This window comes from Vandammella animalimorsus (assembly GCF_002288875.1).
In the GTDB taxonomy this organism is placed as follows: domain Bacteria; phylum Pseudomonadota; class Gammaproteobacteria; order Burkholderiales; family Burkholderiaceae_C; genus Lampropedia; species Lampropedia animalimorsus.
On the sequence record NZ_NTBH01000007.1, the window covers coordinates 41904 to 67939 of the forward strand.

General features: G+C 67.8%; 22 protein-coding genes. 17 read left to right on the forward strand and 5 right to left on the reverse strand.

The window, feature by feature from the left end; translation table 11 throughout:
• Positions 1-54 precede the first annotated feature (54 nt).
• A complete protein-coding gene (gene argA / locus CLI93_RS10640; protein ID WP_095543048.1) occupies positions 55-1401 on the forward strand; it encodes an amino-acid N-acetyltransferase in 1347 nt (448 codons plus the stop codon).
• Positions 1402-1497: 96 nt separating this feature from the next.
• Here the strand turns inward: argA and CLI93_RS10645 are convergent, their stop codons facing one another.
• The gene (locus CLI93_RS10645; RefSeq protein ID WP_095543049.1) at positions 1498-2565 is read right to left on the reverse strand and encodes a quinone-dependent dihydroorotate dehydrogenase; all 1068 of its coding nucleotides are present in this window, start codon (positions 2563-2565) and stop codon (positions 1498-1500) included.
• Positions 2566-2721: 156 nt separating this feature from the next.
• On the opposite strand from CLI93_RS10645, the gene rpiA reads away from it, so the two are divergent.
• From rpiA to CLI93_RS10685, 8 genes are all read left to right on the forward strand, one after another.
• Entirely contained in the window at positions 2722-3399 is a 678-nt protein-coding gene (rpiA, locus tag CLI93_RS10650; RefSeq protein WP_095543050.1) for a ribose-5-phosphate isomerase RpiA, read from the forward strand.
• 127 nt (positions 3400-3526) lie between these two features.
• A protein-coding gene (prfB, locus tag CLI93_RS10655; protein WP_124856204.1) for a peptide chain release factor 2 occupies positions 3527-4631 on the forward strand; the annotation gives its coding sequence in 2 pieces (ribosomal slippage) (positions 3527-3607 and positions 3609-4631; 1104 coding nt in all).
• Positions 4632-4761: 130 nt separating this feature from the next.
• A complete protein-coding gene (locus CLI93_RS10660) occupies positions 4762-5355 on the forward strand; it encodes a YqgE/AlgH family protein (RefSeq protein ID WP_095543051.1) in 594 nt (197 codons plus the stop codon).
• Between the two features lie 89 nt (positions 5356-5444).
• Positions 5445-5879, forward strand: a complete 435-nt coding sequence (ruvX, locus tag CLI93_RS10665; protein WP_095540464.1) for a Holliday junction resolvase RuvX — start codon at positions 5445-5447, stop codon at positions 5877-5879.
• The gene (pyrR, locus tag CLI93_RS10670) at positions 5876-6409 is read left to right on the forward strand and encodes a bifunctional pyr operon transcriptional regulator/uracil phosphoribosyltransferase PyrR (protein WP_095540463.1); all 534 of its coding nucleotides are present in this window, start codon (positions 5876-5878) and stop codon (positions 6407-6409) included. The genes ruvX and pyrR overlap by 4 nt, the downstream gene beginning before the upstream one ends.
• Positions 6410-6413: 4 nt before the next feature.
• Entirely contained in the window at positions 6414-7376 is a 963-nt protein-coding gene (locus CLI93_RS10675; protein ID WP_095540462.1) for an aspartate carbamoyltransferase catalytic subunit, read from the forward strand.
• Between the two features lie 30 nt (positions 7377-7406).
• Positions 7407-8738 carry a dihydroorotase gene (locus CLI93_RS10680; RefSeq protein ID WP_095543052.1) on the forward strand — a complete coding sequence of 444 codons (1332 nt, stop codon included), beginning with the start codon at positions 7407-7409 and terminating at the stop codon, positions 8736-8738.
• A 234-nt stretch (positions 8739-8972) separates the two neighbouring features.
• Positions 8973-9674: a YIP1 family protein gene (locus tag CLI93_RS10685; RefSeq protein ID WP_095543053.1), complete on the forward strand. Its 702-nt coding sequence runs from the start codon at positions 8973-8975 to the stop codon at positions 9672-9674.
• An 83-nt stretch (positions 9675-9757) separates the two neighbouring features.
• On the opposite strand, the gene CLI93_RS10690 is transcribed toward CLI93_RS10685, so the two are convergent.
• Positions 9758-10972 (reverse strand): DSD1 family PLP-dependent enzyme, encoded by a 1215-nt coding sequence (locus CLI93_RS10690; RefSeq protein ID WP_420823121.1) that lies wholly within the window; start codon positions 10970-10972, stop codon positions 9758-9760.
• A 138-nt stretch (positions 10973-11110) separates the two neighbouring features.
• Here CLI93_RS10690 and trkA point away from each other — a divergent pair, with 138 nt between their 5' ends.
• The 8 genes from trkA to CLI93_RS10730 all read left to right on the forward strand — a co-directional run bounded on the left by trkA (position 11111) and on the right by CLI93_RS10730 (position 20718).
• Entirely contained in the window at positions 11111-12685 is a 1575-nt protein-coding gene (gene trkA / locus CLI93_RS10695; RefSeq protein ID WP_095543068.1) for a Trk system potassium transporter TrkA, read from the forward strand.
• An 89-nt stretch (positions 12686-12774) separates the two neighbouring features.
• Positions 12775-14241 (forward strand): TrkH family potassium uptake protein, encoded by a 1467-nt coding sequence (locus tag CLI93_RS10700; RefSeq protein ID WP_095543054.1) that lies wholly within the window; start codon positions 12775-12777, stop codon positions 14239-14241.
• Between the two features lie 208 nt (positions 14242-14449).
• On the forward strand, positions 14450-16294 hold the full coding sequence (locus tag CLI93_RS10705) for an acyl-CoA dehydrogenase (RefSeq protein ID WP_095543055.1): 1845 nt from the start codon (positions 14450-14452) through the stop codon (positions 16292-16294).
• Positions 16295-16338: 44 nt separating this feature from the next.
• A complete protein-coding gene (locus tag CLI93_RS10710; protein WP_095543056.1) occupies positions 16339-17133 on the forward strand; it encodes an SDR family oxidoreductase in 795 nt (264 codons plus the stop codon).
• 27 nt (positions 17134-17160) lie between these two features.
• Positions 17161-17676: a PaaI family thioesterase gene (locus CLI93_RS10715; RefSeq protein ID WP_095995878.1), complete on the forward strand. Its 516-nt coding sequence runs from the start codon at positions 17161-17163 to the stop codon at positions 17674-17676.
• Positions 17677-17734: 58 nt separating this feature from the next.
• Positions 17735-18754 carry an NADP-dependent oxidoreductase gene (locus CLI93_RS10720; RefSeq protein ID WP_095543058.1) on the forward strand — a complete coding sequence of 340 codons (1020 nt, stop codon included), beginning with the start codon at positions 17735-17737 and terminating at the stop codon, positions 18752-18754.
• A 43-nt stretch (positions 18755-18797) separates the two neighbouring features.
• Complete coding sequence (locus CLI93_RS10725; RefSeq protein ID WP_095995879.1) at positions 18798-19712, forward strand: SDR family oxidoreductase; 915 nt, start codon at positions 18798-18800, stop codon at positions 19710-19712.
• Positions 19713-19815: 103 nt separating this feature from the next.
• Positions 19816-20718, forward strand: a complete 903-nt coding sequence (locus tag CLI93_RS10730; RefSeq protein WP_095543060.1) for a DMT family transporter — start codon at positions 19816-19818, stop codon at positions 20716-20718.
• A 60-nt stretch (positions 20719-20778) separates the two neighbouring features.
• Here the strand turns inward: CLI93_RS10730 and ppc are convergent, their stop codons facing one another.
• The 3 genes from ppc to CLI93_RS10745 all read right to left on the reverse strand — a co-directional run bounded on the left by ppc (position 20779) and on the right by CLI93_RS10745 (position 25828).
• The gene (ppc, locus tag CLI93_RS10735) at positions 20779-23712 is read right to left on the reverse strand and encodes a phosphoenolpyruvate carboxylase (protein ID WP_095995896.1); all 2934 of its coding nucleotides are present in this window, start codon (positions 23710-23712) and stop codon (positions 20779-20781) included.
• Positions 23713-23800: 88 nt separating this feature from the next.
• On the reverse strand, positions 23801-24571 hold the full coding sequence (locus CLI93_RS10740; protein WP_095543542.1) for an amino acid ABC transporter permease: 771 nt from the start codon (positions 24569-24571) through the stop codon (positions 23801-23803).
• Between the two features lie 516 nt (positions 24572-25087).
• A complete protein-coding gene (locus tag CLI93_RS10745) occupies positions 25088-25828 on the reverse strand; it encodes a basic amino acid ABC transporter substrate-binding protein (protein WP_095543543.1) in 741 nt (246 codons plus the stop codon).
• Positions 25829-26036 lie beyond the last annotated feature (208 nt).

Sequence of the window (26036 nt, forward strand, 5' to 3'; positions counted from 1 at the left end):
ACGCAAAGCGCATGACAACCCCTGGCGCCGCCATCACCTGCTGTTCGTAGCCCCATGTCCAACGTCTTCAACTTCACCTTTGTTCCCTGGTTCCGCTCGGTCGCGCCCTACATCCACAAGTTCCGGCACCAGACCTTCGTCGTCGGCATCTGCGGCGAGGCCATCGCCGCGGGCAAGCTGCAGAACCTGGTGCAGGATCTGGCGCTGGTGCACAGCATGGGGGTGAAGATCGTGCTGGTGCATGGCTTTCGCCCGCAGGTCAACGAGCAGCTGCTGGCCAAGGGCCACCAGCCGCAGTACTACAAGGGCCATCGCATCACCGATCCGGTGACGCTGGACTGCGCGCAGGAGGCCGCCGGGCAGCTGCGCTTTGAGATCGAGGCCTGCTTCAGCCAAGGCCTGCCCAATACGCCGATGGCCGGCTCCAAGGTGCGCGTGATCTCGGGCAACTTCATCACTGCGCGGCCCATGGGCATTCTGGACGGGGTGGATTTTCAGCACACGGGCAAGGTGCGCAAGGTCGACGCCGACGGCATCCGCCACGCGCTGGAGATGGACTCCATCGTGCTGCTCTCGCCGTTTGGCTCCTCGCCCACGGGCGAGGCCTTCAACCTGGGCATGGAGGAGGTGGCCAGCTCCATCGCCATTGCGCTCAAGGCCGACAAGCTGCTGTACGTCTGCGAGCTGCCAGGCATCCGCCAGCAGCCCGACCAGCCGCCTGCCGAGGCCAACCCCATCGTCACCGAAATGACGCTGGCCGATGCGCGCGCGCTGCTGCAGCGCTCGCCACAGGCCGAGCAGCCCACGGATACGGGCTTTTACCTCAGCTACTGCATCAAGGCCTGCGAAGGCGGCGTGGAACGCAGCCACATCATCCCTTATGCGGTCGATGGCTCGATGCTGTTGGAAATCTACGTGCACGACGGCATTGGCACCATGGTGGTGGACGAGCGCCTGGAGGAAGTGCGCCAGGCCACAGCCGACGACGTGGCCGGCATCCTGCAGCTGATCGAACCATTCGAGAACGACGGCACGCTGGTCAAGCGCAGCCGCACCGACATCGAGCGCGACATCAACAACTACACCATCGTCGAGCACGACGGCGTGATCTTCGGCTGCGCGGCGCTCTACCCTTACCCCGAGGAGCGCACCGGCGAAATGGCCTCGGTCACCGTCTCACCGCACGCCCAGGGCCAGGGCGATGGCGAGAAGCTGCTCAAGCGCATCGAGCAGCGCGCCCGTGCGCAAGGCCTCAAAAGCATCTTTGTGCTGACCACGCGCACCATGCACTGGTTCATCAAGCGCGGCTTCGAAACCGTGGATCCGGACTGGCTGCCGCAGGCGCGCAAGGAAAAGTACAACTGGAGTCGCAAAAGCCGCGTGCTGGTCAAGCATTTGTGATGCGGCAAGCGGCGCGGAGAACAAGCCGCCGCTGCGCCTGCGGGCCGCAGACATGCGGCCTTGGGCTTTGCGCAGGCAACCCCGTCAGGACGCTGGCTAGGGCTGGCGGGCGTGGTAATCCTTGATGGCCTGTGCCACCTGCGGCACCAGCGCCGGGCCCTGGTAGATCAGGCCGCTGTAGATCTGCACCAAGTCGGCTCCGGCCTTGACTTTTTCCAGGGCGTCCTCGGCGTCCATGATGCCGCCTACGCCAATGATGGGCACCTGCGGGCCCAGCGCCTGGCGCAGCTGGCCAATCACCGCCGTGCTGGCCTGGCGCACCGGCGCGCCGCTGACGCCGCCGACCTCGCTGCCGTGGGTGAAGGCTTGCACCTCATCGTGGTTGACGGTGGTGTTGGTGGCGATCAACCCATCGACCTGGTGGCGCTGCACAATGGCGGCGATCAGGGCCACCTGCTCCTCGCTCAAATCCGGCGCGATCTTCAGGAACATTGGCTTGTGCGGCTGCGACTGCTTGAGCTGCTCGCGCCGCTCGGTCAGCGCGTGCAGCAGCGCATCGAGCGAGGCGTTGGACTGCAGATCGCGCAGATTCTTGGTATTGGGCGAGCTGATGTTGATGGTGACGTAGTCCGCATGGGGGTAAACCGCCTCCAGACAGGCCAGGTAATCATCGGCCGCACGCTCAATCGGCGTGGCCGCGTTCTTGCCGATGTTCAGCCCCAGACGCAGCGCCGGCTGGCCTTCAGGTTGCACCTGGCGACGCACCACCGAGCGCTGCACGTTGCGCAGGAACGCCTCCAGCCCCTGGTTGTTGAAGCCCATGCGATTGATGATGGCGCCGGCTTCGCGCACGCGGAACATGCGCGGCTTGGAATTGCCCTTTTGCCCCAGCGGCGTGACGGTGCCGACCTCGACAAAGCCAAAGCCCATGGCCGCCAGGCCATCGATGCAGCGGGCATTCTTGTCCAGCCCGGCTGCCAGCCCCACTCGATTGGGGAACTCCAGGCCGGCAACAGTGACCGGGTCAAGCACGGTCTTCTGGGCATATAAGCGCCGCAGCAGCGGGCGCGACTGGGTTTTCTTGATCCAGTCCAGGGCAAAGTCATGGGCCTTTTCTGCATCCAGCGCAAACAGAAAAGGCCGAATCAGCGGGTACAAATCCATGCCGGCGAGTGTAAATGAAGGCAGGGCCCACTTTGCCGCTGGGCTCGTACAGGACATCCCCAGGAAAAGGCCGCAAGGCGGCCTGCGAAAAGTAATAATGCGCCCCCGCGCACGGCCGGGCAGGCTGGCGCTTTTTGCAGCAAACCCGCACACCCCATGGATCAAGACACCCTCAAGGCCCGCGTGGCCCAGGCCGCGCTGGATTACGTGCCCGCGCACGGCATCCTCGGCGTCGGCACCGGCTCGACCGTCAACCACTTCATTGCTGCGCTGGCGCAGGCAGCCATCCCCTTGCGGGGCGCAGTCTCCAGCTCCGAGGCCAGCACTGCACTGCTGCGCCAGGCGGGCATCCCCGTGCTCGAAGCCAGCGCCGTCGAGCGCCTGCAGTGCTACATCGACGGCGCCGACGAGATCGACCCGCAAGGCTGCATGATCAAGGGCGGCGGCGCGGCGCTCACGCGCGAGAAAATCGTCGCCGATCTGGCCGAGCGCTTCATCTGCATTGCCGATGCCAGCAAGCAAGTGCCGGTGCTGGGGCGCTTTCCGCTGCCGGTCGAAGTCGTGCCCATGGCCAGCGCCCAGCTGGCGCGCCGCTTTACCCCACTGGGCGGCCAGGCCAGCCTGCGCCTGCGCGCGGACGGCCAGCCGCTGGTGACCGACAACGGCATGCACATCCTGGACGTGCGCGGCCTGCAAATCCACCAGCCACTGGCGCTGGAGCAGGAAATCTCGGCCTGGCCGGGCGTGGTCACCGTCGGCATCTTCGCGCGCCACAAGGCCAGCATTTGCCTGCTGGGCAGCGCCGACGGCGTGCAGACGCTGCGCTTTGACTAGAGCGTGTTATGCACGACAAGGCCCATGGCCGCACCCGTGCGAAAATCCCCCCCCCCCCTTTTTGCGTGGCAGGCTTGGCCAGCCCGCCTGCCCGCGCCGTCTTTTTGAATGAGAGAGAGCAAGCACCATGGAAGCAGAACGCATCAACCAAATCAAGGCCAGCCTGGAAGACCTGAGCGCGCGCACCCAGGACTTACGGAGGTATCTTTGACTTCGATGCCAAGTTTGAACGTCTGAGGACGGTCAACGCCGGCCTGGAAGACCCGGCCGTCTGGAACGACCCGAAAAAGGCCCAGGAGCTGGGCAAGGAGAAAAAGCTGCTCGACGGCGTGGTGCTCACGCTCGAGCGCCTGACGCAGGAGCTGAGCGACAACAGCGAGCTGTTCGACATGGCCCGCGAGGAAGGCGATGACGCCAGCCTGGAGGCCATAGAGGCGCTGGTCGAAGAGCTGCGCCCGGACGTTGAAGAGCTGGAGTTCCGCCGCATGTTCAGCCAGGAGGCCGACCCGCTGAACTGCTTCATCGACATCCAGGCCGGCGCCGGCGGCACCGAGGCCTGCGACTGGGCCAGCATGTTGCTGCGCCAGTACCTCAAGTACGCCGAGCGCAAGGGCTTCAAGACCAGCATGGAGGACGAAACCCCAGGCGACGTGGCCGGCATCAAAGGCGCGACCATCAAGGTCGAGGGCGAGTACGCCTACGGCCTGCTGCGCACCGAAAGCGGCGTGCACCGGCTGGTGCGCAAGTCGCCATTCGACTCCTCGGGCGGGCGCCACACCAGCTTTGCCTCGATCTTCGTCTACCCGGAAATCGACGACTCCATCGAGATCGAGATCAACCCGGCCGACGTGCGCGTGGACACCTACCGCGCCAGCGGCGCCGGTGGCCAGCACATCAACAAGACCGACTCGGCCGTGCGCCTGACGCACATCCCCACCGGCATCGTCGTGCAATCGCAGGACAGCCGCAGCCAGCACAGCAACCGCGACATGGCCTGGCAGCGCCTGCGCTCCAAGCTCTACGACTTCGAGATGCGCAAGCGCCTGGAAGACCAGCAAAAGCTCGAAGACAGCAAGACCGACGTGGGCTGGGGCCACCAGATCCGCAGCTACGTGCTGGACAACAGCCGCATCAAGGACCTGCGCACCGGCGTGGAAATCTCCAACACGCAAAAAGTGCTCGACGGCGACCTGGACGCCTTCATCGAAGCCTCGCTCAAGCAAGGCGTGTAAAGCGCCGGCCGTGCGGGCATCCTGCCCCGGCTGCGCCCCATCTTTTCGGTTGTGTTTTTGGGGCGTTTTGGGGCATTTCCGGGGTGCGCGCACTCCGGAAGACGGCTGAACAGACCATAAAATCAAGTCCATGTCTTCCCCTCCTGCCATGGATTTGACCGGCCACTTCCTCATCGCCATGCCTGGCCTTGAGGATGAGCTGTTCGGCGGCAGCGTGGTGTATGTCTGTGAGCACAACGACAAGGGCGCGCTGGGGCTGATCGTCAACAAAACCACGGACATCAGCGTGCGCCACCTGTTCTCGCGCCTGGAGCTGGCGCTGGCGCGCGATGACCTGGCCGACATGCCGGTGCTGCTCGGCGGCCCACTGCACCAGGATCGCGGCTTCGTGCTGCACGACGCCGCCCCCGGCGCCCAGGGGCAGGATGCCTGGCCCTATGCCTCCACCCTGCCGGTGGGCGATGGCCTGGCCATGACCTCCTCGCGCGATGTGATGGATGCGCTCAGCCAAGGCGGCGGCCCGCGCAAGGCGCTGCTGGCACTGGGCTGCGCCTCGTGGGACGAGGGCCAGCTCGAAAGCGAGCTGGCCGCCAACGCCTGGCTGACCGTCAAGGCCGATCGGCAACTGCTGTTCGAGCTCGCGCCGCAGCAGCGCTATGCCAGGGCCTTCGAGCTGCTGGGCATCGACCCGCAGCGCATCGTGCCCATGGTGGGCCATGCCTGAAGGTTTTGATGGCTTGCTCAAAGCTCTAACGCGCTCTGCGCAACGCCCCCGGCGACATGCTAGGCCTTGCACATCGCGCTGACCGGCCCATGGAATCGCTGCCCCCCAATTACCCCGCCCCGGCCGGCCAGGCCGCACTGCAAACCTTTCTGGCCTTTGACTACGGCACCCGGCGCACCGGCGTGGCCGTGGGCACGCGCCTGCTGGGCACGGCCCGGCCGCTGACGGCGCTGCAGGCGCAGGGCAAGGCCGTCTTTGCGCTGGTCGAGCCGCTGCTGGCCCAGTGGCAGCCCGATGCGCTGGTCGTTGGCCTGCCTTTTCATCCCGATGGCGCGCCCCATGCCAACACCGAGCTGGCGCGCCGCTTCATGCGCGGGCTGCACGGGCGCTTTGGCCTGCCGGTGTTCGGCGTCGATGAGCGCTACAGCACCACCGAGGCGCTGTCGCAAGGCGCCGATCAGGCCCATGTCGACGCCGTATCTGCCGCTATCATCCTGACCCAATTTCTGAGGAACCTGGAATGAACCACACCGCATCGCCAGGGCTGCTGGCCCTGGATGCCGAAAGCCTGTATGCCGACCTGCGCCAGGGGGTGCGGGCGCTGCTGGAGCCGCAGACGCGGCTGGCGGGCATCACCTCCGGCGGCGTCTGGCTGCTCGAGCGCCTGATCGACGACTTGCAGCTGCGCCAGGGCCTGAACAGCCTGTCCTCGGCGCTGCACCGCGACGACTTTGCCCAGCGCGGCATGGCCAGCGCCGCCTCCAGCGCCCAGACTGCGCTGGATTTCGACGTCAACGGCGCCGACATCCTGGTGCTCGACGACGTGCTCTACACCGGCCGCACCATCCGCGCCGTGCTCAATGAGCTGTTCGACTATGGCCGCCCGGCGCGCGTGCGCCTGGCGGTGCTGGTCGATCGCGGCGGGCGCCAGCTGCCCATCGAGGCCACCTACGCCGCCGCGCGTCTGTCGCTGCCGGCCAGCCAGAAGCTGGCGCTGGCGCGCCAGGACGCGCAGGGCCAGCGGCGCCTGCACTTTGCGATTGAGGAGGTCTGAGGCCATGCGTGCGTCCCGCAACCCGCAACTGAACCAGCACGGCGAGCTCATCCACCTGCTCTCCACCGAGGGCCTGCCGCGCGAGATCCTCACGCACATCCTCGACACGGCCAGCAACTTCGTCTCCGTCAGCGACCGCGAGGTCAAGAAGGTGCCGCTGCTGCGCGGCAAGAGCGTCTTCAACCTGTTCTTCGAGAACAGCACGCGCACGCGCACCACCTTCGACATTGCCGCCAAGCGGCTCTCGGCCGACGTGTTCACGCTGGACATTGGCCGCTCCTCCACCGCCAAGGGCGAGACCTTGCTGGACACCATCGCCAACCTCTCGGCCATGGCCGCGGACATCTTCGTGGTGCGCCACAGCGAATCGGGCGCGCCCTACCTCATCGCCCAGCACGTGGCGCCGCACGTGCACGTGGTCAACGCCGGCGATGGCCGCCATGCCCACCCCACGCAGGGCCTGCTGGACATGTACACCATCCGCCACTACAAGAAGGACTTCAGCCAGCTGTCGGTGGCCATCGTGGGCGACGTGCTGCACTCGCGCGTGGCGCGCTCGGACATCCACGCGCTGACCACGCTGGGCTGCCCGGACGTGCGCGTGGTCGGCCCGCGCACGCTGGTGCCCGAGCACTTCTCGGCCATGGGCGCGCGCGTCTTTCACCGCCTCGAAGACGGCATCCGCGATGCCGACGTGGTCATCATGCTGCGCCTGCAAAACGAGCGCATGAGCGGCGCGCTGCTGCCCAGCAGCCAAGAGTATTTCAAGAACTTCGGCCTGACGCCGGCCAAGCTGCGCCTGGCCAAGCCCGACGCCATCGTCATGCACCCCGGCCCGATCAACCGCGGCGTGGAGATCGACTCCGACGTTGCCGATGGCGCGCACAGCGTGATCCTGCCGCAGGTGAGCTTCGGCATCGCCGTGCGCATGGCCGTCATGTCCATCGTCGCCGGCAACGAAGCCTGATCCCCCCTTCAGACCCTTGTCATTGCACGCATGAAAACACTCATCCAAGGCGGCCGCCTGCTGGACCCGGCCAGCGGGCTGGATGCCACCGGCGACATCGCCATTGCCTCCGGGCGCATCGTCGCCATCGGCCAGGCGCCGGCCGAGTTCCAGCCCGAGCGCCGCATCGACGCCAGCGGCCTGTGGGTTCTGCCCGGGCTGGTCGATCTGTGCGCGCGCATGCGCGAGCCGGGCTTCGAGCACGCCGGCATGCTCGAATCGGAAATGCACGCGGCCGTGGCCGGCGGCGTGAGCAGCCTGGTCTGCCCGCCCGACACCGACCCGGTGCTCGATGAATCCGGCCTGGTCGAAATGCTCAAGCTGCGCGCGGGCAACCTGCGCCAGGCGCGGCTGTTCCCGCTGGGCGCGCTCACGCGCGGCCTGCATGGCGAGGTGTTGACCGAGATGTCGCACCTGACCCAGGCCGGCTGCGTCGGCTTCGGCCAGGCCGAGGCGCCGCTGAAAAACAACCTGGTGCTGCAGCGCGCGCTGCAGTACGCCGCCACCTTCGGCTACACCGTCTGGCTGCGCCCGCAGGACGCGGCGCTGGGCGGCGGCGTGGCCGCCAGCGGCCCGCTGGCGCAGCGCATGGGCCTGTCGGGCGTGCCCGTGGCCGCCGAGACCATTGCCCTGCACACTCTGTTCGAGCTGCTGCGCAGCACCCCCTGCCGCGTGCACCTGTGTCGTCTCAGCAGCGCCCAGGGCGTGGCGCTGGTGCGCCAGGCCAAGGCCGAGGGCCTGCCCGTGAGCTGCGACATCAGCATCAACTCCCTGCTGCTGACAGATGCCGACATCGGCTTCTTCGACAGCAATGCGCGTTTGCAGCCGCCGCTGCGCCAGCAGCGCGACCGCGACGCGCTGGCCCAGGCGCTGGCCGATGGCACCATCGACGCGCTGGTCTCCGACCACACGCCCGTGGCCGATGACGCCAAGGAAATGCCCTTTGCCGAAGCCGAGCCCGGCGCCACCGGCCTGGAGCTGCTGCTGCCGCTGACCCAGCATTGGGCCCAGCAGCAAGGCGTGCCCCTGCTGACGGCGCTCTCGCGCGTGAGCAGCGCCAGCGCCCAGGTGCTGGGCGATGCGCTGGGCACACTGCAGGCCAGCGTTGGCAAGCTGGTGGTCGGCGGCGTGGCCGACCTCTGCCTTTACGATCCGAAAGCGCCCTGGCGCGTCACGCCCCAGGCGCTGCACAGCCAGGGCAAACACACGCCTTTTCTTGGCGAGACTCTGCCCGGCCAGGTGCGCTGCACCATCGTGGCCGGCGACATTGCCTTCGAGCGCCGCGCAGCCAGCGCCGCATCGCCCCTGGCCCAATCAAGCTAGGGCTTGTTGAGATTGAGTATTGCGGCGGTGTTTTCGGTCAACAATCCACAGCTGCAGCGTTGAAAATGCTTGCAAGGTGTTCAACCTTGCGCACGTTTTCGCCTTGCATCTGCGGCTTTTGCCTCGAAAAACCGCTTCGCAAACCCAATCTCAACAACCTCCAGCCCCGCACAAAACTCCAGCACCCGGCGCGGGCCGCTGCTCTTGAGCCTCCCGCGCCCGGCCCACGCCCCGATGTCCCAGACCTCCCCTGCCCCACTTTTCAGCCTGCAACGCATGGCGCAACTGGCCCTGTACGTCATCGTGCGTCCGGCCGAGTATTTCCGCACCATGCCGCGCCAAGGCCCGCTGGCCGAGCCCATGCTGTTCGTGATGGTGATGGCCATTGCCGCAGCGCTGCTGGCCTCGCTGCCCCTGCTGTTGCTGCACGGACAGGCGCCTGCCTTGCTGGACATTCTGGTGCTCACGCCAGGGCTGAGCCTGGGGGCCGTGTTCATCGCTTCGGCCATCGTCATGCTGCTGTGGAAAGCCCTGGGCTCGCCGCACGGCTACCAGGTGGCCTTTCGCTGCGTGGCCGCCACCATGGCGCTGGCCCCGGTGACGGCGCTGCTGGCCTTTGTTCCTTACGTGGGCGCAGTGCTCAACATCGCCTGGACCATGTACCTGTGGACCATCGCCAGCGTCGAAGTGCATGGCATCTCCCAGCGCAAGGCCGCCGTGGCCTTTACGCTGCTGGGCCTGCTGATGGCCGGCGGCATCTGGCAAATGCAAAGCATGCAGGCCCAGATACTGGCCGAGCGGCTGGAGCCGCTGGGCATCACGCTGGAGCAGTTCGAGGCCATGAGCCCGCAGGAGCAAAACCGCGTGCTGCAGCAAATCCTGCAGGTCCCGCCGGGCGGCGCAGGCGGAGCAACCAGCGGCCCTGCGGCGCAATAAGCCGCCTGGCCTGGCCTGGCCCGGCTTGGCCTGGGCGTTGCGGCGCTGCCTGCCGCAGGCGGCCGCAACAACTGCAGCGGCCTCTACCACAGCGCGCCGCGCGCGTCGATGGGGATGATCTCCTGCACCACGCCGTGCTCCAGCCCGCCCCGGATGCCGACGAAGGCATCGTGCAGATTCACGGTCGGATCGCAATGGCCGGGCACCAGCCACAGCGTTTGCCCCAACGCCGGCACCGGGGCGTGCAGCGCGCCGTGCAGCACGCGCGGCGCCACGATGCCGTGTTCATCGCCGCCATTGCGGAACTCATACAACGGCGGCAGGCCCTGGTTCCAGACCATGGGCAGGCCCGAGTCAATGGCATGGCTTTTGTGGCCGGCATCGACCACGGCGTGCGTGGCGCAGCTGGAGAGCACCTGGGTCTTGATGAACAAGGCATGCTCGAAATGCGTGGGCCCCGGCAGCGGCGATTGCGGCACCGGCTGCACGCGCGCGTAGTGCGCATCCATGCACAGGAAGGAGCCCGGCTGCAACTCGGTGTACAGGCCACTGGCAGCCTCCAGCGCGAAGGTGCCCGTGCCCGCACCCGTCACGGCCAAGTCGGCAAAGCCAGCCGCATGCAGCTGCTCCAAGGTTTGGCGCACCAGCGCATAGGCGGCCTGCATGGCAGCGGCGCGCTGGCTGCCATCCTCGATGTGCTGGGCGCCGCCTTGGTAGGCGTGCAGCCCGGCCAGGCGCAGCTGGCGCTGGCGGACGATGTTCTGCGCCAGCGCCACCGCCGGCGCGCCCGGCGCCACGCCAGCGCGGTGCTGGCCGATGTCAATCTCAATGAACACCTCCACGGCCTGCGGCACGCCTGCGCCCTGCAGCGCCTGGGCCAGCGCGGCCACGCCCTGGGCACTGTCCACAGCCAGGGCCAGCCGCCCGCCCTGTTGCTGCAAATGGCGCGCCAAGGCCGCCACACGCTGCAGCTTTTGCGGCGCCAGCACCTGATTGCTGATGTAGATGTCGCGCACTCCGCCAGCGGCCAGGGCCTGTGCCTCAGCCACCTTTTGCACACAGCAGCCGCTGGCGCCAGCGGCCACCAGGCGCTGGGCGATGCGCGCGCTTTTGTGCAGCTTGGCATGGGGCCGCCATTGCACACCATGGGCGGCGGCAAACTCGGCCATGCGCTGGATGTTGCGCTCCATCGCGTCCAGATCCAGCACCAGCGTGGGCGTATCCAGCTCGGTCAGCGGCATGCCTGGCGCCACGCCAACGGCACCATCAAAGCCCTGTTCATGCATGCTTGTTGTCATCCGTCTTCCTCGATCTTTTGCCTGGCGTCCCTCTTGCAGCAAAGCAGCGCACGCGCTGGCAAACAGTATGATGCCGCCCAATGCCACCAGCAACGCGCCGGGCGCCTGAGGCAATGCCCAGCGCCCGCGATTATTGCCATGAAAATCATCATTCTCGGCGCAGGCAGAATCGGCCAGGCCGTGGCCGACAGCCTGGTGCTCGAACGCAACGACATCACCGTCATCGATACCAACCGCGCCTTGCTGCAGGAGCTGGAGTCGCGCTACGACCTGCGCGGCGTGGTGGGTGACGGCATCGACCCCTCGGTGCTGGCCGAGGCCGGCGCCGACGACACGGACCTGCTCATCGCCTGCGCCTCGGCCGACGAGACCAACCTGGCCTGCTGCAAGATCGCGCACATGGTGTTTCGCATTCCTGTGCGCATTGCCCGCGTGCGCTCCAACGCCTGGGCCGAGGGCTCGGCCATGCTGGGGCCGGAGGGTTTTGCCGTGGACCAGTGCCTGCGACCGGAGGATTCGCTCACCCGCTATCTGAGCAAGCTGGTGGAGTTCCCACAGGCCATGCAGGTGCGCGAGTTCGCTGGCGGGCGGGCTGTGCTCACTGCTGCGCGCGCGCGCGCAGCGGCGCCCATGTGCAGCCGCACCATCGCCGAGATCCGTGCACTGCACCCGGAGGTGCCCATGCGCGTGGTGGCCATCTACCGGCGTTTTGCCGATCAGCCCGACCGTTTCGTGCCCAGCGAGGGCAACACCCGCATCGAGCCCGACGACGAGGTGTTCGTGCTGACCACGCGCGAGCGCGCAGCCGAGGTGCTGACGCTACTGACCAAGCCCGTCGAGGCGCCCACGGCCACCGTGCGCCGCATCATGATCGTCGATGGCGGCGTGGTGGCGCAAAAGCTGGCCCTGCAGCTGACGCAGCAGCGCAAGGGCTACTACCGCATCAAGGTCGTCGAAAGCCAGCGCGAGGCCAGCATGGAGCTCTCGGCCAAACTGCCCGAAGACGTGCTGGTGTTCCACGCCGAGGCCACCGATGAGGACTTTCTCGACCAAGAGAACATCGAAGAGGTCGATCTGCTGCTGGCGCTGTCGGACGACGACGAGCGCAACATCATGACCAGCCTGCTGGCCAAGCGCATGGGCGCCAAGCGCGTGCTGGCGCTGATCAACCAGCGCAGCTATGCCGACCTGATGCACGGCACACAGATCGACATCGCCCTGACCCCGGCACAGGCCATGCTTGGTGATTTGCTGACCTACGTGCGCCATGGCGACGTGCAGGCCGTGCACAGCCTGCGCCGCGGCGTGGCAGAGGCGCTGGAGATCGTCGCGCGCGGCGACAAGAAGACCTCCCAGGTCGTGGGCCGCACCGTGGGCGAGCTGCGCCTGCCGCGCGACGTGCACATCGGCCTGATCGTGCGCGGCCTGGAGCCGCCTGTGCTGGCCCAGCGCAGCCCTGCCGCGCCGCAGCCAGAGGCCGAGCGCGACACGTCCGCGCGCAGCGCGCCCGAGCACGAGGCTGCCGCCATGCAGGCTGACGCCGCCGCCGAGCCGCCCGAACCCGAAGCGCTTGCCCCGCGCCTGCCCGAGGTGATCTTCCCGCACCGCGACACGGTGATCGAATCGGGCGACCACTTCGTTTTCTTCCTGCCGCACAAGCGGCTGGTGCGCGAAGTGGAAAAAGCCTTCAGCGTCAAACCCACCTTCTTCTGAGCCCTCTCTCGCATGACTGCCCACACAATGCGCGCCATGCGCTGGCCTGCGCCGCAGCGCCCGGCCACCGATGAGCAAGCCTTTTTGCCATGAGCGACTACCTGCCCGTACTGCGTGTGCTGTGTGGCCTGCTGCTGCTGTTTTCGGCCTGTCTGGCCGTGCCGCTGGCCACCTCGCTGCTGATGCACGAACCCCTGTGGCTGGACTACGCCCTGCCCGCGCTGGCTGGCATGGTGCTGGGCGCCGTGGGCTTTTACCGCCTGCGCCGCTGCCGCCAGGAACTGCAGCCGCGCGATGGCGTGCTGCTGGTGGGTGCCGTCTGGGGCCTGCTGCCGCTGCTGGGCAGCGTGCCCATCTGGCTGGTCACGCGCCAGGTTGGCCAGCCGCTGAGCTTTGCCCAGGCCTACTTCGAGGCCGTCTCCGGCCTGACCACCACCGGCGCCACCGTGCTGGCCGGGCTGGAGTATCTGCCGCTGTCGCTCAACATCTGGCGCTGCTTCATGCAGTGGCTGGGCGGCATGGGCATTCTGATTCTGGCCGTGGCCGTGCTGCCCATGCTGGGCGTGGGCGGCAGCCAGGTGTTCAAGTCCGAAGTGGCCGGCCCGCTCAAGGACACCAAGCTCACGCCGCGCATCACGCAAACGGCCAAGGGGCTGTGGTCGGTCTATCTGGGCTTGTCGGTGCTGTGCTTTTGCGCCTACTGGGCCGGCGGCATGCCGCCAGTGGATGCGCTGCTGCACTGCTTCACCACCGTCAGCCTGGGCGGCCTGTCTTCATACGACAACAGCTTCGGGCACTTCAACTCGCCCGTGCTGGAGGGCATCGCCATTGCCATCATGCTGGTGGCCAGCTGCAACTTCGCGCTGTACTTCGTGGCCCTGCGCCGCCGCAGCCTGACTGGCTTTTGGCGCGAGGCCGAAGTGCGCGCCACGTTGGCCACGCTGCTCATCGGCGGGCTGGTCATCAGCCTGTTCCTGTGGTCGCGCAACGTCTATGAACTCGGCGACGCCGTGCGCTTTGGCATGTTCAACACCATCTCGCTGGCGACCACCACCGGCTATGCCACCACGGACTACCTGCGCTGGCCCGCCTTTGCGCCGCTGGCCATGCTGCTGCTGTCCTCGGTGGCCTCCAGCGCCGGTTCCACCGGCGGCGGCATCAAGATGATCCGCGCGCTGATCCTGGTGCAGCAAGCCAGGCGCGAGCTCACCCGCCTGGTGCATCCGCGCGTGGTCAACCCGGTACGCCTGGGCCAAAGCCCGGTGGACAACAAGATCATCTTCTCCGTGCTGGCCTTCATCCTGTTCTACATCATGGCCATTCTGGTGCTCAGCCTGGCGCTGGTCATCACCGACATGGATCTGGTGACGGCCTTCTCGGCCGTGCTGGCCAGCATCAACTGCGCCGGCCCGGCGCTGGGCAGCGTCGGCCCGGCCTCCAACTTCGGCGGCTTGAGCGACTTCCAGCTCTGCGTCTGCAGCCTGGGCATGCTGCTGGGCCGACTGGAGATCCTCAGCCTGATGGTGCTGCTGCTGCCCTCGTTCTGGCGCCGTTGATCGCCGGCCCAGGGCCTGCCTGCTCAGCCTCACCCACGCGCCGAGGTTGCATAAGTGACTGGAGCGGCCAGGCCCACGCGGTAGGATGCGCGGCATTTTTTGGGGCCTGTTCACGCTCTGTGCTTGAGGATTTTTGAGGACAGCCCCTTCAAGAAGCGCTACGGCCAAGCCGCAGCGATTGCCGCATCCCCTACGCAATTTGCACATCATGAGCCTGCGCGACACCCTGGACTTTCTGCTCTACGACTGGATCGACGTTCAATCCCTGAACCAGCGCCCGCGCCATGCCGATCACTCGCGCGAGACCTATGACGCCGTGCTGCAGACCTGCGAGCGCATTGCGCGCGAGAAATACGCGCCTTTCAACCGGCTGGTCGATACCGAGGAGCCGCACTTCGACGGCGAAAAAGTCATCCTGCCGCGCGCCACCTACGAGGCGCGCCAGGCCTATGCCGAATCGGGCATGCTCAGCGCCGCGCAGGATTACGACATCGGCGGCATGCAGCTGCCCTTCGTGGTCGAGTCGGCGGCCAACACTTTTTTTGCCAAGGCCTCGATCAGCATCGGCTCGAACATGCTCACCAGCGGCAACGCCAATTTGCTGATGGCGCACGGCAGCGCCATGCAGCAGCGGGTGTTCGCGCACAACGAGTTCAACGGCCGCTTCACCGGCACCATGTGCCTGTCCGAGCCGCAGGCCGGCTCCTCGCTGAGCGACGTGGCCACGCGCGCCGTGCCCGATGGCGCGGATTTCGAGGCCGACCCGCTGGGCCCGCGCTACCGCCTCAGCGGCAACAAGATGTGGATTTCCTCGGGCGATCACGAGCTGGCCGAGAACATCGTGCACCTGGTGCTGGCCAAGGTGCCAGGCCCGGACGGCAAGCTGGTGCCCGGCGTCAAGGGCATCTCGCTGTTCATCGTGCCCAAGCACCTGGTGGATAGCGACGGCCAGTGCACCGGCGAGCGCAACGACGTGGCGCTGGCCGGGCTGAACCACAAGCTCGGCTGGCGCGGCACCACCAATACCTTGCTCAATTTCGGCGAGGGCAAATACCCGGTGCGCGGCAGCGCCGGGGCCATTGGCTACCGCGTCGGCGCCGTGGGCGATGGCCTGCGCTGCATGTTCCACATGATGAACGAGGCGCGCATTGCCATCGGCATGGCCGCCACCATGCTGGGCTATGCCGGCTACGAGGCCAGCCTGGAATACGCCAAGGCCCGCCCGCAGGGCCGGCCGCTGGGCGCAGCCGGCAAGGATGCGGCCAGCCCGCAGGTGCCCATCATCGAGCACGCCGACGTGCGCCGCATGCTGCTGGCGCAAAAGGCCTATTGCGAAGGCGCGCTGGCGCTGAACCTGATGGCCGCGCGGCTGGTGGACGAGCAACACACCGGCGCGCCCGAAAGCGCCGCGCAGGCGCGGCTGTTGCTGGAGGTGCTGACCCCGATCGCCAAGAGCTGGCCCAGCGAATGGTGCCTGGAGGCCAACTCTCTGGCCATCCAGATCCACGGCGGCTATGGCTACACGCGCGACTTCCCCGTCGAGCAGTACTGGCGCGACAACCGCCTGAACATGATCCACGAGGGCACGCACGGCATCCAGGCCAACGACCTGCTCGGGCGCAAGGTGCGCATGGAAGGCGGCGCCGGGCTGGCGCTGCTGGGCCAACGCATTGAAGCCACAGCCGCCGCCGCCCAGGGCCACGAGGCGCTGGCGCCGCTGGCCGCGCAGCTGCGCGCGGCCTGGCAGCAGGTGCTGGACACCACCGAGGCCGCCTGGCAATGGGCGCAGCGCACCGGCGATGCCAGGCGCACGCTGGCCAACGCCGTGCCCTACATGCAGGGCTTTGGCCACACCGTGCTGGCCTGGGTCTGGCTGGACCTGGCGCTGGCCACGCTGCGCGCCGATGCGGCCCTGCACAGCCCAGCCGCGCAGGGCCGCGTGGCCTGCGCGCGCTACTTCTTCGCTTACGAGCTGCCCAAGATCGGCGCCTGGCTGGGCGTGGCCGCCGCCGGCGACATGACCTGCGCCGAGCTGGACGCCGCCGCGTTCTGAACCACGCCAGCGTCCGCCGAATATCACCCCAAGGAGACCCCGACATGACCCGCACCATCCAACAACTGTTCGACCTCAGCGGCAAGACCGCGCTCGTCACCGGCGGCTCGCGCGGCCTGGGCCTGCAAATGGCCCAGGCGCTGGGCGAGGCTGGCGCCAAGGTGCTCATCAGCTCGCGCAAGGCCGCCGACCTGGAAGAAGCCGCCGCCGCGCTGCGCGCCCAGGGCATCGATGCGCAGTGGCTGGCCGCCGATGCTTCCAACCCCGAAGACCTGGGCCGCCTGGCCGCCCACGCCCAGCAGCAGCTGGGCCAGGTGGACATCCTGGTCAACAACGCCGGCGCCACCTGGGGCGCGCCCGCGCAGGAGCACCCGCTCGAAGCCTGGGACAAGGTCATGAACCTGAACGTGCGCGGCTACTTCCTGCTCAGCCAGCTCATCGCGCGCCAGAGCATGATCGCGCGGCGCAGCGGCAGCATCATCAATGTTGCCTCCATCGCCGGCCTGGGCGGCAACCCGGCGCAGATGACCACCATTGCCTACAACACCTCCAAGGGCGCGGTCATCAACTTCACGCGCGCGCTGGCCACCGAATGGGGCGGCCTGGGCATTCGCGTCAACGCCATCTGCCCAGGCTTCTTCCCAAGCAAGATGACGGCCGGCACGCTCAAGGCCATGGGCGGGGCCGATGCCGTGGCCCGCCACGCACCGCTGCAGCGTCTGGGCGACGACGAAGACCTCAAGGGCATCACACTGCTGTTTGCCTCCGACGCGGGCAAGCACATCACCGGCCAGCTGATGGCCGTGGACGGCGGCGTCAGCGCACAGATCGGCGCTTGAGAGCCACACACGCAAAAGGCCATCCCCATGAGCACCGCATACGACCTGGCCCACGCCAGCCCTGCCCAACAGGGCGCGGCCCAGAAGGCGCTGGACAAGCTGGGCTTTACCGTGCCCTTCATCGAGCACCTGGGCATCGAGTTCCTCAGCTACGGCGAAGGCGCCTCGCACCTGCGCATCGCGCCGCTGCCCGAGCACATGAACGCCTACGGCATGGCGCACGGCGGCGTGGTCATGACGCTGCTGGACGTGACCATGGCCTTTGCCGCGCTGGAGCCCGATCGCCCCGGCCTGGGCGCCATCACGGTGGAGATGAAAAGCACCTTTTTGCGCCCCTCCACCGGCGTGCTCACGGCGCGCGGCCGGTTGATCCATCGCACCCGCACGCTGGTGTTCCTGGAGGCCACCGTCTTCAACGGCGATGGCCAGCCCAGCGCCCAGGCCAGCGGCACCTTCGTGCTGAAGGAGCGCCCTGCCACCGAACCGAGCCCAAACGCTGGCGGCGCAGACCACGCCAGCAATCCCAGTGCCACCAGCGGCTGAAGCCGTGCGGCACTGCCTTTTCTGATCCCCCCATTCCATACCGCAAGGAGACCCCGCCATGCCAAGCAACCGCCAAATTCTGCTGGACAACCGCCCCCAGGGCGAGGCCACGGCCAGCAACTTCAAGCTGGTGACCAGCCAAACCCCTGAGCTGCAAGACGGCCAGGTGCTGGTGCGCCACCACTACCTGAGCCTGGATCCATACATGCGCGGGCGCATGAACGACTCCAAAAGCTACGCGGCCTCGCAGCCGCTGGGCGAAGTGATGATCGGCGGCACCGTCGGCGAGATCGTGCAAAGCCGCAGCGACAAGTACGCCGAGGGCGATCTGGTCGTGGGCATGGGCGGCTGGCAGGAGTACAGCGTCGTCGATGCCAGCCAGAGCGGCATGCTGCGCAAGGTGCCGGCCGGGCCGGTGCCGCTGTCCGCTTACTTGGGCGCAGTGGGCATGCCCGGCGTGACGGCCTACTACGGCCTGGTGCACATCATCGACCCCAAGCCCGGCCAGACCGTGACCGTCACCGCCGCCTCCGGCGCCGTGGGCAGCGCCTACGCCGCGCTGGCCAAGGCGCGCGGCTGCCGCGTCGTGGGCATTGCCGGCGGGCCCGATAAATGCCGCTATGCCGAGCAGGAACTGGGCTTTGACGTCTGCATCGACTACCGCGCCCACAACCAGGACGTGCGCTCGCTGGCCAAGGCCCTCAAGGACGCCTGCCCCGACGGCATCGACGGCCACTTCGAAAACGTCGGCGGCTGGATCCTCGACGCCGTGATGCTGCGCACCAACGCCTTCGCGCGCATTGCGCTGTGCGGCATGATCGCCGGCTACGATGGCCAGCCACTGCCCATGCTCAACCCCGCGCTGATCCTGGTCAACCGCATGCGCGTCGAAGGCTTCATCGTCAGCGAGCACATGCACGTCTGGCCCGCCGCCCTCAAGGAGCTTGGCGAGCTGGTGGCCAGCGGCAAACTGCGCCCGCGCGAATCCATCGCCCAAGGCATCGAGGCCGCCCCGGAAGCCTTCCTGGGCATGCTGCGCGGCAAGAACTTCGGCAAGCAGCTGGTCAAGCTGATCTGAGCGCGCTCCCCAAGCCGCTACGCACGTAAAAAGGAGGACCGCCATGATCCGCGACTTCGATGGCAAGACCGCCGTGCTCACCGGCGCAGGCTCGGGCTTCGGGCTGGAATGCGCGCGCATTGCCGCCGCGCGCGGCATGCACCTGGTGCTGGTGGACGTGCAGCAGGACGCGCTGGCGCGCGCCGCCGCCGAGCTGCAACCGCAGCTGGCCGCGCGCGGCCGCCAACTGCTGGCCCAACGCGTGGACGTCAGCGACGCCGCCGCCATGCAGGCCCTGGCCCAGCAGGTGCAGCAGGCGCTGGGCGCGCCGCACTTCGTGTTCAACAACGCCGGCGTCTCCGCCGCCGGCCTGGTGTGGGAGAACACGCCCCAGGAATGGGCCTGGGTCATGGGCGTGAACCTGATGGGCGTGGTGCACGGCGTACACAGCTTCACCCCCATGATGCTGCAGGCCGCACGCCAGGATCCAGCCTGGCGGGGCCACATCGTCAACACCGCCAGCATGGCTGGCCTGCTCACGCCGCCCAACATGGGGCTGTACAACGTCAGCAAGCACGCCGTCGTGGCCCTGACCGAAACGCTCTACCAGGACCTGCGCCTGGTCACCGAGCAAATCGGCGCCAGCGTGCTGTGCCCCTACTTCGTGCCCACCGGCATCGCCGACAGTGGCCGCAACCGCCCACAGGCGCTGGCCGGGCAAGCGCTGACTGCCAGCCAGCGCGTGGGCGAAGCCATGGGCAAAAAGGCCGTGCAATCGGGCAAGGTCAGCGCCGCCGACGTGGCGCACATGGTCTTTGACGCCATCGCCCAGGATCGCTTCTACATCTACAGCCATCCCCAGGCCCTGGGCCCGGTGCAGACCCGGCTCGAAGACATCATGCAGCAGCGCAATCCCAGCGACCCCTTTGCCCACAAGCCTGAAGTGGGCGAGCAGCTGCGCCAGCAGCTGCGGCAGTGAAAGCCTGCTCCAATCTCGGCGCAAGCGGGCCTGAAAGCCTGTGCCCACGGCTGCCGCCCACCGGGCGGCAGCGCCGCTACCTCACGCCCACACGAGACACGCCATGCCTGCCTTCGCCCTCACGCCCGCCACCGCTGCCCTGCTGACCATCCCGCCGCTGCTGTGGGCCGGCAATGCCGTGGCCGGGCGCATGCTGGCGCCGCTGGTGCCGCCCATCACGCTGAACCTGCTGCGCTGGGTGCTGGTGGCGCTGCTGCTGTTGCCGCTGGGCTGGCGGCTGTGGTCATTGCGACATCAGGCGCTGGCCAGCCTGCGGCCGCTGTTGCTGATGGGGCTGCTGGGCATTGGCTGCTACAACGCCTTGCAGTACATGGCGCTGCGCAGCTCCAGCCCCATCAACATCACGCTGGTGGCCGCCAGCTCGCCCATCTGGATGATGCTGGTGGGCGCGCTGTTCTTTGCCGAGCGCCCCAGCTGGCGCCAGGGCCTGGCCACGTTGTTCTCGCTGGCGGGCGTGCTGCTGGTGCTCACGCGCGGCAGCTGGCAGCAGCTGGCGGCGCTGTCGCTGGTGCCCGGCGATTTGCTGATGCTGCTGGCCGCGCTGTGCTGGGCGGGCTACAGCTGGCTGCTGCTGCGCGCCCCAGTGGCCTCTGCATTGCGCAGCGACTGGGCGGCTTTTTTGCTGGTGCAGGTGCTGCTGGGCATCGGCTGGTGCGCGCTGGCCGCCGGGTTGGAATGGAGCAGCGGCGCGCAACCCATCCGCTGGGGCCTACCGTTGGCCGCAGGGCTGCTGTTCATCGCCCTGGGGCCGGGGTTGATTGCTTACCGCTGCTGGGGCATGGGCGTGCAGCGCGCCGGGCCGACGCTGGCGGCGCTGTTCTCCAACCTCACGCCGCTGTTTGCCGCGCTGATGTCGGCCCTGCTGCTGGGCGAGGCGCCCCAGCCCTACCACGCCGCCGCGTTTGCGCTGATCGTCACCGGCATCGTGATCTCGGCGCGGCGCTGACAGCGCCTGTCAGGGCCGGGCGCACCCCTTGCCCTGGATGCGTCGTGCAGATCGTCGCCGTCAACCCGTGTTGCGCAGCGCGGCGGCGATGCCGTTGATGCTGATGTGGATGGCCGTTTGCACGCGCTCGTCGGCCCCGCCGGCGCGCCAGCGTTCGAGCAGTTCGACCTGGATGTGGTGCAGCGGGTCAATGTAGGGGAAGCGGTGGCGGATGGAGCGCGCCAAGCCAGGGTTGCCCGCCAGCCGCTGGCGCTGGCCGGTCAGCAGCTCCAGCGCGGCCACGGTGCGCTGCCATTCGGCGCTGATCTGGGCAAACACCGCCTGCGCCAGCGCGGCGTCGGGCACCAGGCGGCTGTAGCGCTCGGCCAGCACCAGATCGCTCTTGGCCAGCACCATGTCCATGTTCGAGAGCAGGGTCTGCAGGAAGGGCCACTGGCTGGCCATCTCTTGCAGCAGGGCCTGGCGTTGGGCGGGCGTGGCCAGCGGCGGCAGGGGCTGGCCGCCGGCCGCCGCAGCCGGCTGGGCCTGGCCTTCTACAAAAGCCTGCACGGCGCTGCCAAAGCCATACCAGCCCGGCAGCGTCAGGCGGCTTTGGCCCCAGCCAAAGCTCCAGGGAATGGCGCGCAAATCCTGCAGGCGCTGGCCGGGCTTGCGCGAGGCCGGGCGCGAGCCGATGTGCAGCTCGGCGATTTCGCGCACCGGCGTGGCGTTGAAGAAGTAGCGCGCGAAGTCGGGCGTCTCGAACACCAGCGCGCGATAGGCGCGCATGCTGGCTTCGGACAGCGCCTGCGCCACGGCCAGATAGTGCGCAGGCACAGGCTGGCGTTGCGGCAGCAGCGTGGCCTCCAGGGTGGCGGCCACCAGGGTTTCCAGGTTGCGGCGGCCAATTTCGGCGTTGGCGTATTTGGAGGCGATGACCTCGCCCTGCTCGGTCAGGCGGATCTGGCCGCGCACGGTGCCCGGCGGCTGCGCCAGGATGGCGTCGTAGCTGGGGCCGCCGCCGCGCCCGACGGCGCCGCCGCGGCCGTGGAACATGCGCAGCCGGATTTGCCCGCCATGGCGCTCGCCAATGTCGGCAAAGCACTGCACCAATGCAGTGCCAGCCATGTACAGCTCCCAGTGGCTGGTGAAGATGCCGCCGTCCTTGTTGCTGTCGGAGTAGCCCAGCATGATGTCCTGCTCACCGCCCGAGCGCAGCATCATGGGCGCAATGCCGGGGCAGTCGTAGTAGCCCTGCATGATGGCCGGGGCCTGGCGCAAATCGGCAATGGTCTCGAACAGCGGCACGACGATCAGGCTGGCCTGCGCCTGCTCGCTCAGGCGGCCTTGCACCAGGCCGGCTTCCTTGAGCAGCAGCAGGGCTTCGAGCAGGTCGCTGACGCTCTCGGTGTGGCTGATGATGCAGTGGCCAATGGCCTGCGGGCCGTAGGCCTGCAGCATCTCGCGTGCGGTGTCGAAGATTTCCAGCTCGCTGCGCGCCAGGGGCGAGTAGGCGTGCTCGGGCACGCGCAGCGAGCGCGGCTCATCCAGCAGTTGCAGCAACAGCGCCTGGCGCTGGGCTTCGTCCAGCGCACCGTAGTCGGGCGCCAGCCGCGCCACGCGCAGCAGCTCGGTCAGCACGGCCTCGTGCTGGTCGGAGCTTTGGCGCAAATCCAGCGTGCTCAGGCAAAAGCCGAATACGTCCACCTTGCGCATCAGCGGCAGCAGGCGCTCGGGCATCAGGGCCTGGCCATGGTGGGCGTGCAGCGAGTCGGCAATCACCTGCAAGTCGGCCAGCAGCTCGCCCGCATGCGCGTAGGCCGGGCGCGGCATTTGCATGGGCCGGGGCGCGGGCAGTGGCGCGCTGCCAGGCCCGGCATCGCCCAGTTGCGCCAGGGTGGCGGCCAGGCGCGCATAGATGCCGCTGAGGGCGCGGCGGTAGGGCTCATCAGCGCGGTGCGGGCTGTCGTCGCCCGAGGCGTCCGCCAGGGCCTGCAAGGCGGCGCTGACAGGCACGCGCCGCTCGGACATGGACAGCTCCGCGCCCAGCGCATGCACCTGGGCCAGGTAGTGGCGCAGCGCCACGCCGCTTTGGCGCGCCAGCGCGTAGCGCAGCGTGTGCGCGGTGACGTTGGGGTTGCCGTCGCGGTCGCCGCCAATCCATTGGCCCATGCGGAAAAAGCTCGGCAACGCAAGGCGCGGCGATGCGGGCTGGCCAGGCAGCAGCAGGGCCTGCAACTGGGCGTACAGCTGCGGGATTTCCTCCAGAAAGGTGGCCTCGTAATAGCTCAGCGCGTTGTCGATCTCGTCGTGCACCGTCAGGCGTGAGTAACGGTTCAACCGCGTTTGCCACAGCTGGGTGATGCGCGCGCGCAGCGCCGCTTCGTTGGCCGCCAGCCGCGCTGGCAGGCGCGCGTCGGGCTGGCCCAGCGCCGCGTCGCGCTGCGCCTGCTGCTGCAGGCGGCCGCGCTCGGCCAGCAGCTGGGCGATGCGCTTTTCCGTATCCAGAATGCTTTTGCGCTGTACTTCGGTAGGGTGGGCGGTGAGCACCGGCGAGACATAGGCCTGTGCCAGCGTCGCCAGCACCTGCGGCGCATCGACGCCGGCCGCGCGCAGCCGCGCCAGCGCATCGGCCAGGCTGCCGCGCGGATGCTCGCCGCGGCGCTCGTGCACCTCGCGCCGACGCAGGAAGTGCTGGTCCTCGGCCAGGTTGGCCAGGTGGCTGAAGTAGGTGAAGGCGCGCGCCACCGTGACGGTGTCGTCGTTGCTCAGGCTTTGCAACAGCGGCTGCAGGCCGCTGCTGGCCTGGCCTGCCTCAGCCTGGCTCGCCCGGCGGTCGGCCACGGCCAGCTGGCGGATGCGCTCGATCATCTCGAAGGCGGCATCGCCATCCTGCTCGCGGATCACCTCGCCCAGCAAACGCCCGAGCAGGCGGATGTCCTCGCGCAGCGGCTGCTCCTTGTCCTGCTCGTGCGTGTGCTGCAGGGCTGCGTCTGTGGGCTCTTTGGTGTGCATGGCGCTCAATCTCCCAGTCGAAAAGCAAAGTGCATATGGTAGGGCCCGGCTGGCAAACCGCGCGTCACACACTCCGGCGCGCTGTGCGCTATGCGTCAGCGCGCGCCAGGTGCCGCTCCAGCCTGCGCAGCCCCAGGGTGAGCAAGAAGGTCATCAGCCAATAGGCCAGGGCGATGGCCAGATAAGGCTCCCAATAGCGGCTGTAGGCGCCGGCCACGGTGCGCGCGGCGTAGGCCATCTCGGCCAGGCCGATGGCCGAGACCAGCGAGGTGTCCTTGAGCAAGGCAATCATGTTGTTGCCCAGCGGCGGCAGCATGCGTCTGAAGGCCTGCGGCAGCACGATGTAGCGCATGCTTTGGGCGGGCGTCATGCCCAACGACAGCGCAGCCTGGCGCTGGCCGCGCGAGATCGACTGGATGCCGGCGCGAAACACTTCGGAGATGTAGGCGCCGGAGTTCAGCGTCAGCGCCACCACGCCCGAGAGCAGCGCGCCGTAGTCCTGCTTGAGCTGGCGCGCCAGCTCGCCGCTGACCAGCAGGCCGTCCTGCGGATGGATGAACACCGGCATCACGGCAAAGTGCATCAGCATGATTTGCACGAACAGCGGCGTGCCGCGAAAAAAGCTGACGTAGGCGGTGGACGGCCAGCGCAACAGATAGCGGCACAGGCCGCGCCAGGGCGCATGGCGCGCCTGGGCCAGCCTGGCCAGCGCCAGCAGCAGGCCCAGCATGCAGCCCATGAGCACGCATGCCAGCGTCATGCCCACGGTGATCAGGGCGCCGTGCCAGAACAGGGATTGGTATTCGACCAGGATGTCGGCGCGGAACCAGCCGAACCAGGCCGTGGCGTTGTCATTCATGGCGGATGGGGCCCGGCGAGCCTGTGGCGGCCGGACGGCAAGCAAGATTGGTTGTTTTTGGTAGGTGCGGCGCAGGCCGAAAAACAGGCACCAGCCCAAGGCCGAGCGCAGCGATGGCCCGGGCAAAGCCCCCTTCTGCCAGCGCCTGTGACGGTGGCCTGACAGGGCGGGCAGGCCCACACACAGTGGGCCTGCTTCGTTCATCAAATTTCGCTGCGGCTGTTTGAGCGCAGCGGCAAAGCCGCGCAGCGAGTTTCCGCAGCATCCGCCCTGGCAGGCCATCGGCACAGGTCGCCCCGGCGCGCAGCGCCGGGGTCGCGGGCAGTGGGGTCGCCTTCTTTTGCCTCCTTTTCTTGGCGAGACAAGAAAAGGAGGTGCGCCGCCGGGCGCACATCCCGGCCTCTGCACTCAACACCGGCGCAGGCGGCAGCTACTGGGTGCCCCTGCGCAGGTTGGCGCTGCACGGCCGCAGCGCGAAACTGGCAGAGCGGCGGCTCACGCCCCGCCCTCACGGCATCACTGCGCAACGTAATCCTTGTCGAACCACTTCTTGTAGAGGCGGTTGTAAGTGCCATCGGCGCGGATGGCGGCCAGGCCGGCGTCGATCTTGGCGCGCAATTCGTCATCGCCCTTGCGCACCACGATGCCGAAATACTCTTGGGGGAAGTTGGGGTCGTCCACCGTCTTCAGCCCTGGCGTCTGCGACACGCGGTAGGCGATCACGCCGTTGTCGCCAATGGCCGCATCCACGCCGCCAGCGGCCAGCTCGGCAATGATCAGTGGCGTGCTCTCGAAGCGGCGCACGTTCGGGCTGGTCTTGCCCAGCTCGCGGCTGGCCACGTCGTCGCCAGTGGAGCCGCTGACCACCGCCACCTTCTTGCCGGCGATGTCCTTGAGCGAGGCGATGGCGCTGTCCTGCGGCACGGCAATGAGCTGCTTGGCATCGAAGTACGGGGCCGAGAAATCGAAGCTTTGCTTGCGCTTGTCGTTGATGGTCACGCCAGAGATCACCAAATCCACATCGCCGTTGTTGAGCGCGGCAAAGATGCTGGAAAACGGCGTGTTGACCAGGCGGACCTTGAGCTGCTGCTGCTGCGCAATGGCGTTGATAATGTCGATGTCGAAGCCGACGATTTGCTTTTCCTTGTTCTCAAAGGCAAACGGCGCGTAGGTCGCGCTGGAGCCCACCACCAGCTGGCGGGTCTGCTCGGCCTGGGCCGGCGCCTGAGCAGCAAACAGTGCCGAGACAGTGAACATCAGTGCAGTGAAAGTACGTTGAAAGCGCATGATCTGTAAGCTTTGTTTGACAAATAAAGAGGGCGGCGAGTATGACACGAAGCAGGCCTTGCAACCGCGACCTGGCCGCCCTTGCGCAAGTTGCGCGAAGGCCTGCGTGCCCAGCGCATCGCGCGCCCATGCGGATTCGTACAGCCCTCCCCTTGAGCAAGATGGGCAAGTTCTGCGG

What these genes read in the sequence shown, in the direction of transcription:
- argA (WP_095543048.1), top strand. Translation starts at nt 55, where the DNA reads ATGTCCAACGTCTTCAACTTCACCTTTGTTCCCTGGTTCCGCTCGGTC.
- CLI93_RS10645 (WP_095543049.1), bottom strand. Translation starts at nt 2,565, where the DNA reads ATGGATTTGTACCCGCTGATTCGGCCTTTTCTGTTTGCGCTGGATGCA.
- rpiA (WP_095543050.1), top strand. Translation starts at nt 2,722, where the DNA reads ATGGATCAAGACACCCTCAAGGCCCGCGTGGCCCAGGCCGCGCTGGAT.
- CLI93_RS10660 (WP_095543051.1), top strand. Translation starts at nt 4,762, where the DNA reads ATGTCTTCCCCTCCTGCCATGGATTTGACCGGCCACTTCCTCATCGCC.
- ruvX (WP_095540464.1), top strand. Translation starts at nt 5,445, where the DNA reads ATGGAATCGCTGCCCCCCAATTACCCCGCCCCGGCCGGCCAGGCCGCA.
- pyrR (WP_095540463.1), top strand. Translation starts at nt 5,876, where the DNA reads ATGAACCACACCGCATCGCCAGGGCTGCTGGCCCTGGATGCCGAAAGC.
- CLI93_RS10675 (WP_095540462.1), top strand. Translation starts at nt 6,414, where the DNA reads ATGCGTGCGTCCCGCAACCCGCAACTGAACCAGCACGGCGAGCTCATC.
- CLI93_RS10680 (WP_095543052.1), top strand. Translation starts at nt 7,407, where the DNA reads ATGAAAACACTCATCCAAGGCGGCCGCCTGCTGGACCCGGCCAGCGGG.
- CLI93_RS10685 (WP_095543053.1), top strand. Translation starts at nt 8,973, where the DNA reads ATGTCCCAGACCTCCCCTGCCCCACTTTTCAGCCTGCAACGCATGGCG.
- CLI93_RS10690 (WP_420823121.1), bottom strand. Translation starts at nt 10,972, where the DNA reads ATGACAACAAGCATGCATGAACAGGGCTTTGATGGTGCCGTTGGCGTG.
- trkA (WP_095543068.1), top strand. Translation starts at nt 11,111, where the DNA reads ATGAAAATCATCATTCTCGGCGCAGGCAGAATCGGCCAGGCCGTGGCC.
- CLI93_RS10700 (WP_095543054.1), top strand. Translation starts at nt 12,775, where the DNA reads ATGAGCGACTACCTGCCCGTACTGCGTGTGCTGTGTGGCCTGCTGCTG.
- CLI93_RS10705 (WP_095543055.1), top strand. Translation starts at nt 14,450, where the DNA reads ATGAGCCTGCGCGACACCCTGGACTTTCTGCTCTACGACTGGATCGAC.
- CLI93_RS10710 (WP_095543056.1), top strand. Translation starts at nt 16,339, where the DNA reads ATGACCCGCACCATCCAACAACTGTTCGACCTCAGCGGCAAGACCGCG.
- CLI93_RS10715 (WP_095995878.1), top strand. Translation starts at nt 17,161, where the DNA reads ATGAGCACCGCATACGACCTGGCCCACGCCAGCCCTGCCCAACAGGGC.
- CLI93_RS10720 (WP_095543058.1), top strand. Translation starts at nt 17,735, where the DNA reads ATGCCAAGCAACCGCCAAATTCTGCTGGACAACCGCCCCCAGGGCGAG.
- CLI93_RS10725 (WP_095995879.1), top strand. Translation starts at nt 18,798, where the DNA reads ATGATCCGCGACTTCGATGGCAAGACCGCCGTGCTCACCGGCGCAGGC.
- CLI93_RS10730 (WP_095543060.1), top strand. Translation starts at nt 19,816, where the DNA reads ATGCCTGCCTTCGCCCTCACGCCCGCCACCGCTGCCCTGCTGACCATC.
- ppc (WP_095995896.1), bottom strand. Translation starts at nt 23,712, where the DNA reads ATGCACACCAAAGAGCCCACAGACGCAGCCCTGCAGCACACGCACGAG.
- CLI93_RS10740 (WP_095543542.1), bottom strand. Translation starts at nt 24,571, where the DNA reads ATGAATGACAACGCCACGGCCTGGTTCGGCTGGTTCCGCGCCGACATC.
- CLI93_RS10745 (WP_095543543.1), bottom strand. Translation starts at nt 25,828, where the DNA reads ATGTTCACTGTCTCGGCACTGTTTGCTGCTCAGGCGCCGGCCCAGGCC.